The organism is Vibrio sp. 378 (genome assembly GCF_033339435.1).
This window is the reverse complement of the sequence record NZ_JAWOUO010000042.1, coordinates 1-2,457: the sequence shown is the minus strand read 5'-3', so window position 1 is coordinate 2,457 and position 2,457 is coordinate 1. Positions and strand designations below refer to the sequence as shown.

General features: G+C 40.7%; 3 protein-coding genes. 2 read left to right on the top strand and 1 reads right to left on the bottom strand.

The annotated features are described in order from the left end of the window. Nucleotides 1-449 (bottom strand): replication initiation protein (locus R7Q48_RS23840; RefSeq protein WP_276419347.1); only part of this gene is annotated, 449 nt, incomplete at its 3' end. A gap of 634 nt (nt 450-1,083) precedes the next feature. Between R7Q48_RS23840 and R7Q48_RS23835 the strand changes: the two genes are divergently transcribed. Continuing rightward, the gene (locus tag R7Q48_RS23835; protein WP_000361705.1) at nt 1,084-1,740 is read left to right on the top strand and encodes a quinolone resistance pentapeptide repeat protein QnrVC5; all 657 of its coding nucleotides are present in this window, start codon (nt 1,084-1,086) and stop codon (nt 1,738-1,740) included. Nucleotides 1,741-1,902: 162 nt separating this feature from the next. Continuing rightward, entirely contained in the window at nt 1,903-2,376 is a 474-nt protein-coding gene (dfrA31, locus tag R7Q48_RS23830) for a trimethoprim-resistant dihydrofolate reductase DfrA31 (protein WP_000703246.1), read from the top strand. The last annotated feature ends 81 nt before the right edge of the window (nt 2,377-2,457 follow it).

The window sequence follows — 2,457 nt, the reverse complement described above, 5'->3', positions numbered from 1 at the left end:
TACTCTGTCCAAAACTCATTTTGCCAATGTGGGTGCAGTGGATTTTTCGTCAGTAGTCCTGCGAATCCACGATCCGCTTTCAGACGCTCAATCATCGCGGATTCAATCGCAGCTGCGTAGCGAATAGGTTCACTATGCGCGATATCAGACGTACAGAATGGAACTTTCAAGCGATACGCAATGTGTGCGTGTGCGTTCTCTGGGTTCTTTGAAGTCCAATATGGTGTGGGAAGATCGTTGTCGTACCAAGCCAACACACCGCCTTGTCGATCAATATCAAAGACAAGGTAAGTGACCAACTTCGGTTGGTTCACTTGCAGATATTTTTTCTTAATCGCTGTACTTTTTGGGCGTATGTAAGTGACACCGAGTTCATCGGTGCAATACGGCTTATGAGGAAGCGTCTCGATTAGATCGAGTTGAAATGCGTTTGATTGTTTAGCTTTCACACATAACTGCACTTATGGCGGTTACGTGTGGATTGTCTTTGTCTTTCCATGTGTTAAAATTACCTTAAGCTTTAGCCCTGATAACTCTCCATTCCGCCAAGTTTGAATGAGTTTCGGGGCTTTGTTTTATCTAGAGTTAATCTTACTCCTCAATACCTTACTTCGCAATTTCCCTTCGCTTTTCTTGCTTTCAGGCACAAAAAAGGCCGCTATAGCGACCTTTCGAGAATCATTGTTCTACCGAAACACTGCACTTCGCACAAAGTGACATTACGTTAAATCCCACTCTTCACATTAAGCGACATGTTACCACCTAACATGCCGAATTTATCTTTAAGTCTTTGAATTTATGTTGACCATGAAAGATTAAATGAGCTTAGATCTGAGTAGAAATACGGCTTTTCGCCGTATAGAAAGCGTTATGTGTTTTTCTTGCAAGCGCCATGATTAATCAAAACTTTTTTCTAGCCATGCGGCATGGGTGAATTAAAAAACGGTGCCTTAGAGCGTCAATTTGGCGCCTTATTTTTGCGATTTTAAGTGGTTGTAAGTTGCTGTTTTTAAGGTGTTTATTTTTCTTGAGAACTGGTTGGTAAATGTTAGTCTTCGACTCAAATAGAAAGAGGGCTAGAAAATGGATAAAACAGACCAGTTATATGTACAAGCAGACTTTTCACATCAAGACATGAGTGGTCAGTATTTTAAAAATTGCAAATTTTTCTGCTGTTCCTTTAAACGAGCGAACCTCCGCGATACACAATTTGTAGATTGTTCTTTCATTGAACGAGGTGAATTAGAGGGGTGTGATTTTTCTTACTCGGATCTTAGAGATGCATCTTTTAAAAACTGCAGTCTTTCAATGTCGTATTTCAAAGGTGCAAATTGTTTTGGTATCGAGTTCAGAGAATGCGATTTAAAGGGTGCCAATTTTTCTCAAGCTAGCTTCATGAATCAGGTATCGAACAGAATGTATTTTTGTTCAGCTTATATAACAGGTTGTAATCTTTCATACGCCAACTTTGAAAGGCAGTGTATCGAAAAGTGTGATTTGTTTGAGAATAGATGGATTGGCGCAAATCTGAGTGGTGCATCATTTAAAGAGTCTGATTTAAGTCGGGGAGTATTTTCTGAAGGGTGTTGGAGCCAGTGTAGGTTGCAAGGTTGTGATTTGAGCCACTCGGAGTTGTATGGTTTAGACCCTCGGAAAGTTGACCTTACAGGTGTAAAAATCTGTTCGTGGCAGCAAGAACAACTTTTAGAGCAATTAGGTTTAATAGTAGTTCCTGACTAAATTTGATGGTTTGAACACACACATAACAAACGCCTCAAGAGGGACTGTCAACGCGTGGCGTTTCCAGTCCCAATGAGCCGCTGTGGTTGCAGTTGTTGTGTTTGAGTTTAGTTGTTATGCGTTGCCAGCCCCTTAGGCGGGCGTTAGCCCTCAGGAGGAAAAATGAAAATATCCATTATGGCAGCAGTTTCTGAGAATGGAGTAATTGGCTCTGGATTGGATATACCTTGGCATGTACAAGGTGAGCAGCTCCTGTTCAAAGCTATGACTTACAATCATTGGCTTTTAGTCGGTCGTAAAACTTTCGACTCAATGGGTAAACTTCCCAATAGGAAATATGCTGTGGTTACTCGCTCAGAAATGGTCTCGAATGATCCAGATGTTATTTATTTCACCAGCATTGAATCGGCATTATCTTACTTAGACAATACGACAACACATGTCTTTGTTTCTGGTGGTGGTGAAATTTACAAAGCATTAATCGAACAAGCAGATGTTATCCATCTTTCAGTGATTCATAAGCACATCTCTGGCGACGTGTTTTTCCCTTCAGTTCCACAGAGTTTCAAACAAACATTTGAGCAAAGTTTCAGTTCAAATATTGATTACACGTACCAAATTTGGGCAAAGGGCTAACAAACTGTTTAAGAGGGATTCACAACGCGTGGCATTTTTACTATGCGTTGGTTTTAGTGGTTAAGGTGGTATGCGGAAGCT

Coding starts and splice junctions, on each gene's coding strand:
- dfrA31 (WP_000703246.1), top strand. CDS start 1,903: ATGAAAATATCCATTATGGCAGCAGTTTCTGAGAATGGAGTAATTGGC.
- R7Q48_RS23835 (WP_000361705.1), top strand. CDS start 1,084: ATGGATAAAACAGACCAGTTATATGTACAAGCAGACTTTTCACATCAA.